This window comes from Henriciella sp. (genome assembly GCF_049649345.1).
GTDB lineage: Bacteria > Pseudomonadota > Alphaproteobacteria > Caulobacterales > Hyphomonadaceae > Henriciella.
Map to the genome: position 1 here is coordinate 1 of NZ_JBARZC010000442.1, position 6,099 is coordinate 6,099.

Below are 6,099 nucleotides of genomic sequence, written 5' to 3' on the forward strand. Positions count from 1 at the left end.
TGCAGCGGCACAAAATAAAGCCTGAAGCGATCACCCTTGAGATCACAGAGCAGGTCGCCCTTCGGAATGTTGAGGCCAATCTGAACATCCTCGAGCGTGCCCGCCGCGCCGGCATGTCCATCGCCCTCGATGATTTCGGGACCGGTTATTCTTCGCTCTCCATGCTGGACCGCCTGCCGCTCGACAGGCTCAAGATCGATCAGAGCCTGCTCAGAGGGGATGAAAAAAATCTCTCCGAGAATGCGATCCTCAAGGGTGCGATCCGGCTCGCGCGGGAGCTTGGCCTGACCTGTTGCGTCGAAGGGGTCAGCTCGGCAGAGATCGCGACCCAGGTGATGCGCCTCGGAGCCAATGAAGTGCCGGGGTTCTGGATCGGGCGGCCCACTCTCATCGCGCCAGGCAAGCCACTCGAACTCAAAGCGTCCTGAGCCGCTTCAGCGGTACGGCTTCAATCAAATCCATCCGACTGCAGGTCTGCGGGGCGTAAGCTCTGCCCATGGATGATGATCGCGCTTTCATTGATATGGGCCTCAGACAGGCAGGCGATGCGCTGAAAGATGCGGCGGGCGAGGCCAATCTGCATTTGCGGCCCGAGACGCTTGGCAAATGTGCGGCAAGGCGCTTTCGATCAAAACTGCGCGCCGTGGAATCCATTGTCAGACGGCTGATCATTCTCCTTGCCACAAGCCTCAGCCTTGCGCATGCCGTAGCAAAACCCACCGGCAGGTCCACCCCTCAAAGGGGCCAGCCATCTTGCGGTCTTGCGCTCATGCCGGTGGACTGGACGCCCAGAACGCCTCCCGATTTCGAGAGCTGGCAGCGTGGCCGCAAACCGGCGGACTTCGGCAAGGCCGACATCGACAGGCTGCTTCGGCGCCTGTCTGCCGTCTTGCGGTTGATTAAAAACCCGGACGGGGTGGCAAGCCGGCTCGCCCGCAGGATCGAAAAACTGCGCCAGCTGAAACTGGCCCGGCCGATCTACCCGCTGCCAGAGCGGGCCCACCGGCTTGGCGCAGAGCTTGGCCTGATCGCGACGTCGCTGCCGCACCTGATCGCAGCGGCTTTCGAAAACTGGTACGATACCAGCTGACACAACTTGAATTTAAACAGATTTTACCGTGAGGGCGCCGGCTTTCGCGGGCGAAGGCGCAGGCCTATTCGTCGCGTTCTTCCTGATAGCTTGGGGTCTCATCGGCCTGGTCTGCCGGGCGGCCCGGAATGGCATAGCCGCCTTTCAGCCAGCGCGAGAGATCAACATCGGCGCAGCGCTTTGAACAGAAGGGGCGGAATTCGGGATCGACCATTCTGGTCTCGCAGACGGGGCATTTAGCCTTGCTCATTGACGGGTCACCTTTGATCGCTCGCTCGTCTCGCCGGACACAAAGATGCGCCCGGAAAAATGAGATTGGAGCAAGTCTTCGCATTGCTGTTTGCGCCCGATATAGGCCGCCCGCGCCTTCGGGGACAAGACAAGGCTGTAAAAGCCACTGCGATCAGCGTCTGCCTCGCGCCGGACCTCCCGGAAGAGGGAGAGGAGTTCGGTTTCGCCGGTGGGGGTGCCGGTTTCGTCGAAAATCCAGTCTTCAATGGGCGCTTCGCCCCATGCGAGTTTCGTTTCAAGTAGACCAAAGCGCGAGGGCGCGAGGGCGTCCATCTGACGGTCCGAAATCGCTCTGAATGTTTCAAGAAATGTCTGCTTCAATTTTGCACCGCTCTCCTTGTTGAGAGGCGCAACGCAATCGATAACACAAAGCCCGCCGAGATTTCTGAGCGACAATTGCCGCGCCGCTTCAGCGACGGCTTCCCGGTTGATGGCGTGAGCCCGGGCCCCATCAGACCCTTTTCCCAGCCGGCCTGCGGAATCGACATCAATTGCAATCAAGGCAGAAGTCCGTGAAATCTCGATCAGCCCACCCCGAGCCAATCCGACCTTTGGAGAGAGCGCGAGATCGTACGCTTCATCGTTAAGGCCAAATCCGCGCTCGACAGGAACTTCCATACCTTTTGAGGCTGAGTTCAGCCAACGGTCGAGCGGACTTTCTGCTCGCAACTCAGCTTCTGTGAGCTTGGCCCGCGCAAGTTTTCCCCGCCTCTGCTCGGCCATGATAACAAGCTTCGCTTCGGCGCCTTCTGTAAGATCTGGGGTTCCGCGCACAAAGACAGGTTCCCCGGACACCAGCTCGAAGAAACAGCCCCCGTCCAGAAGTGAGGATTTTCGCAAACGTCCTTCAACGACATCTCCCAGCCGAGAAATTGCCGCGACGCCGTCCCAGCGTTCAATAAACATGCGAACCGGTCGGCCCTCGCCATCATAGGCGACTGCGAGGGTCTCGCCCGGCGCCTCATCAATCGCGATCCGGGAAATGCCCCTCATGCCGCCTTGCCGCGAAAGCCTTGCGCGACAACGAAGAGTTCAGGTGAGCCCGTCCGGCTGGCTGGCGGCTTGACGTGTTTCACCGTTTTGAAAAGCCGCTTCATCTCCTGCATCAGCTCCGGCGTCGCCCCGCCCTGGAAGACTTTCGAACAGAAGCTGCCGCCCTGGGTCAGATGCTCGCTCGCAAACCAGAGCGCCATTTCGGACAGGGCAGCGGTCCGCAGACTGTCGGTCTGCTTGTGGCCTGTCGTATTCGCCGCCATGTCGGAGAGGACGAGATCAGGCGGACCGGTCAGCCCTTCCATCATCGCGGCCACGTCTTCCGGCTCATTGATATCGCCCTGGATCAGATGCGCGCCCGGAAGCGGATCGACGGGAAGAAGATCGATGCCGACAATCTCCTTCACCCCGCGCCGCAAACAGACCTGCAGCCAGCCGCCTGGCGCAGAGCCAAGATCGACCACGCGGCTCGCGCCTTTCAGGAGGCCGGTCTTCTCATCAATCTCAAGCAGCTTGTAGGCCGCTCGCGCCCTGTAATCATCGGCCTTGGCCCGCTGCACATAAGGATCGGACAATTGCCGCTCGATCCAGCGCTTGGAGCTTTCATCCTTGGCATTGTACGCGATTATCTTGCGCTCGCTCATGCGCCGGCCGGACGAGGCTTTCTCGTTCTTCGGCGGGCCTTTCCAGCGGCGTTTTCCATCATCAGTCATTCTGCAGCCTCTTTAGCCGGCGTCTGGCCTCCGCCGGATGGTCTGCCGCGTCCGCCCCGGCGGCGCCGCTTTTTCTTGGGGCCCTTCATCATGGATAGAAGCAATCCTTCCCGCAAACCCCGATCGGCGACCCGAATTCGCGCATGCGGCGCAAGCGACCAGGCCGCCTCCATAAGCGCACAGCCGGCCAGCATCAATCCGGCCCGGTCCTCGCCAATGGTCGGAAATTTCGCGCGCCCTTCCGGACCGGCGTCGATCAACGCGCTGATCGTCTTCCAGCTGCCTTCCCGTTCCATCCATTTGCCATCGACAAGATCGCGGCGATATCGCTCCAGCCCGAAATGCACCCCGGCCACACAGGTCACCGTACCGGACGTGCCAATGATATGGGATGTATCCCCGGCCAGTGCGCCTCGTATATTATTCGCTTCGGCCCAGGCTTCGATATGATCCCGCGCCGCCGCCAGCATTTGCGGATAGGCCTCTTCCTCAGTGAGGTGGCTGAACGCTTCGGTCAGTGTCACGACGCCATACGGCACGCTGGTCCACGCCTTGATCGGCGAGCGTTTGAGCATGCCGTTGAGACCATTGTCGCGCGCCCGGCCCGCATCGACCAGGGAGAGCTCCGTCGAGCCGCCGCCAATATCGAGGACAAGCACATGTTCAGCTGCGTCATCGATCAGATTGTGACACCCGATCAGGGCGAGCTGCGCTTCTTCCTGCGGACCGATAATCTTGAAGGTGAGCCCGGTGCGATTGCGGATCTCGGCAATGAAATCAGGCCCATTCTCTGCCTTCCGGCAGGCCTCGGTCGCGATGCACCGAATGCGGCCGACCTTCTTGGCTTTCAGCTTCCTGGCAATTGCATCCATTGCATTGAATGCCCGGTCCATGGCGGCATCGGACAGCCGGCCTGTTTCAGCAAGTCCTTCGCCAAGCCTTGCGATCTGCGAATGGGAGTCGACGACGCGGAAGCCGCCACGATGGGGCGCGGCGATCAGCAGGCGGCAATTGTTCGTGCCAAGATCCACCGCCGCATAGAGCGGAGGACCCCCGGCCTTGCGCGCCGGACGGCCATTCGGGCCCCGGCTGCGCGATTTTTTTTCAGCCATGTGCGGCCCAAATCTTGTCGGTTGGGTATCGGTCTATCACATTGGATATCAATGAGCCAAGGACGAGGCATAGCAAAGCGTATCGCAGCGCTGTTCTCCCGCCGCAGGAATGCGGCGGAAGCAGAGCAACCTGCTGCCCGCGAAAGCGTGAAAATTCCGCTTGCCGGCGAGACGTCTCAAACGACGGAATCCTATGGCTCAGATGAAGCGCTTCCCTATGCCATCGACCGGCGCCGCGCCAAGTTTCAGATCGGCCAGGTCGTCGCGCACCGCTTTCTCGATTTTCGCGGCGTCATCTTCGATGTCGATCCTGAATTTGCCAATAGCGACGAATGGTATGAAGCGATCCCCGAGGATATCCGCCCGCGCAAGGACCAGCCCTATTATCATCTCTTCGCCGAGAACGACAAAACCCACTACGTCGCCTATGTCTCGGAAGGAAACCTGGTGCCCGATGACAGCGACACACCCGTCTCGCACCCGGATATCCAGCATTTCTTCGAGATGACGCCGAGCGGCTACACGCTGAAATCCCAGCACGCGCATTAAGGCGCGCTCGCAAGGTCAGCCGGGCTTCACACTCTCCGGCGCGGCATCCTTGAAAGCCGGAATTTCGCGGCACACCGCATCGACCTCAGCCAGTATCGGGAACGGTGTCAGATCGGTTTCGAACCGCCGCGCATTCGCCATTTGCGGCACGAGACAGATCTCCGCCAGGGTTGGATGATCCCCGAACAGGAAATCAGCGCCCTGATGCTTGAGCGCGATGGTCTCAAGCGCCGTGAACCCTGTGACGATCCAGCTTCGATACCAGCCCCCAATCGCGTCCTTATCGGCACCGAAGTCTGCCTTCAGTTTCGCCAGCACAGACAGATTGTTGAGCGGATGGATGTCGCACGCGATCGTGTCTGCAAAGGCGCGCACTTCCATCCTCGTCCACGGGTCCTGTGGTAAAAGAGGGGGTTCTGGATGGGTTTCTTCGAGCCATTCGAGGATTGCCATGGACTGGGTTGCCATCCGGTCGTCCAGCGCAATCGCCGGCACACGCATTTGCGGGTTGAGGACGCAGTAGGGCTCTTTCAGCTGCTCGTCCGCGCCCGGCAGGATATTGACCGGCAGGGAGTCGAAGCCGATCCCCTTCAGATTGAGCGCGATGCGGACACGGTAGGAGGCAGATGAGCGCCAATAGTCATACAGCTTCAGCTCGCTCATGCAGAAACCACCTCCTGCTCGATCGCGCCGAACATGGTGTGGCCGGACTTGTCCAGCATTTCGATGCGGACCGTATCGCCCACCGACATGAAAGGCGTCTTGAACTCGCCGCTCGCAATCTTCTCGATCATCCGGATTTCCGCGATGCAGGAATAGCCGAGCCCGCCCTCTGCGACAGGTTTGCCGGGGTCACCGTCTTGGCCCTTGTTGGAGATGGTGCCGGAGCCGATGATCGAACCCGCCACAAGCGGCCTCGTCTTCGCCGCATGCGCCACGAGCTCAGCCATGTTGAACGTTGCGTCCACGCCAGCATTCGCCCGGCCAAACGGCTCGCCGCGATAATCGACGCGGAGCGGCAGATGGATGAGGCTGTCCTTCCAGGCCTCTCCCAGCTCCTCAGGCGTCACAGCGACAGGCGAGAAGGCGCAAGGCGGTTTGGACTGGAAAAAGCCAAAGCCCTTGGCAAGCTCAGGCGGGATCAGCCCGCGAAGCGAGACATCATTGCACAGCAGGACCAGCTTGATGTGGCTCGCGGCGTCGTCGACAGACACGCCCATCGGGACATCATCGGTGATGACGCAGACTTCCGCCTCCATATCGCAGCCCCAGGCCGGATCGCCGAGCGGGATCGGGTCACGCGGTCCAAGCGTCGATCCGCCGACCCCCTGATACATCAACGGGTCGGAGT

The 6,099-nt window shown here is 60.7% G+C and carries 9 protein-coding genes; 3 read left to right on the plus strand and 6 right to left on the minus strand.

Going from position 1 to position 6,099, the window contains the following annotated elements:
- Together WA989_RS12210 and WA989_RS12215 are read left to right on the plus strand one after the other, a co-directional pair.
- Positions 1-428: EAL domain-containing protein (locus tag WA989_RS12210; protein WP_424340770.1), on the plus strand; the 428-nt coding region annotated here is incomplete at its 5' end.
- Between the two features lie 68 nt (positions 429-496).
- Positions 497-1,090 carry a hypothetical protein gene (locus WA989_RS12215; RefSeq protein WP_424340771.1) on the plus strand — a complete coding sequence of 198 codons (594 nt, stop codon included), beginning with the start codon at positions 497-499 and terminating at the stop codon, positions 1,088-1,090.
- Between the two features lie 64 nt (positions 1,091-1,154).
- On the opposite strand, the gene WA989_RS12220 is transcribed toward WA989_RS12215, so the two are convergent.
- The 4 genes from WA989_RS12220 to WA989_RS12235 are packed head-to-tail and all read right to left on the minus strand — an operon-like array spanning position 1,155 to position 4,199.
- Positions 1,155-1,340 (minus strand): DNA gyrase inhibitor YacG, encoded by a 186-nt coding sequence (locus WA989_RS12220; RefSeq protein WP_424340772.1) that lies wholly within the window; start codon positions 1,338-1,340, stop codon positions 1,155-1,157.
- Positions 1,337-2,374, minus strand: coding sequence for a ribonuclease E/G (locus WA989_RS12225; protein ID WP_424340773.1), 1,038 nt, complete (start codon positions 2,372-2,374; stop codon positions 1,337-1,339). The genes WA989_RS12220 and WA989_RS12225 overlap by 4 nt, the downstream gene beginning before the upstream one ends.
- The gene (locus tag WA989_RS12230; RefSeq protein ID WP_424340774.1) at positions 2,371-3,087 is read right to left on the minus strand and encodes an RlmE family RNA methyltransferase; all 717 of its coding nucleotides are present in this window, start codon (positions 3,085-3,087) and stop codon (positions 2,371-2,373) included. The genes WA989_RS12225 and WA989_RS12230 overlap by 4 nt, the downstream gene beginning before the upstream one ends.
- Positions 3,084-4,199, minus strand: a complete 1,116-nt coding sequence (locus tag WA989_RS12235) for a Ppx/GppA phosphatase family protein (RefSeq protein WP_424340775.1) — start codon at positions 4,197-4,199, stop codon at positions 3,084-3,086. The genes WA989_RS12230 and WA989_RS12235 overlap by 4 nt, the downstream gene beginning before the upstream one ends.
- A 222-nt stretch (positions 4,200-4,421) precedes the next feature.
- Here WA989_RS12235 and hspQ point away from each other — a divergent pair, with 222 nt between their 5' ends.
- On the plus strand, positions 4,422-4,748 hold the full coding sequence (gene hspQ / locus WA989_RS12240; protein ID WP_424340777.1) for a heat shock protein HspQ: 327 nt from the start codon (positions 4,422-4,424) through the stop codon (positions 4,746-4,748).
- Between the two features lie 15 nt (positions 4,749-4,763).
- Here hspQ and maiA read toward each other — a convergent pair whose 3' ends face one another.
- Positions 4,764-5,402 (minus strand): maleylacetoacetate isomerase, encoded by a 639-nt coding sequence (gene maiA / locus WA989_RS12245; protein WP_424340778.1) that lies wholly within the window; start codon positions 5,400-5,402, stop codon positions 4,764-4,766.
- 5 nt (positions 5,403-5,407) lie between these two features.
- Positions 5,408-6,099: fumarylacetoacetate hydrolase family protein (locus WA989_RS12250; protein WP_424340776.1), on the minus strand; the 692-nt coding region annotated here is incomplete at its 5' end.

Excerpts from the sequence above, each read along its gene's own strand:
- WA989_RS12230 (WP_424340774.1), bottom strand. The coding sequence starts at position 3,087 with ATGACTGATGATGGAAAACGCCGCTGGAAAGGCCCGCCGAAGAACGAG.
- WA989_RS12215 (WP_424340771.1), top strand. The coding sequence starts at position 497 with ATGGATGATGATCGCGCTTTCATTGATATGGGCCTCAGACAGGCAGGC.
- WA989_RS12235 (WP_424340775.1), bottom strand. The coding sequence starts at position 4,199 with ATGGCTGAAAAAAAATCGCGCAGCCGGGGCCCGAATGGCCGTCCGGCG.
- WA989_RS12225 (WP_424340773.1), bottom strand. The coding sequence starts at position 2,374 with ATGAGGGGCATTTCCCGGATCGCGATTGATGAGGCGCCGGGCGAGACC.
- WA989_RS12220 (WP_424340772.1), bottom strand. The coding sequence starts at position 1,340 with ATGAGCAAGGCTAAATGCCCCGTCTGCGAGACCAGAATGGTCGATCCC.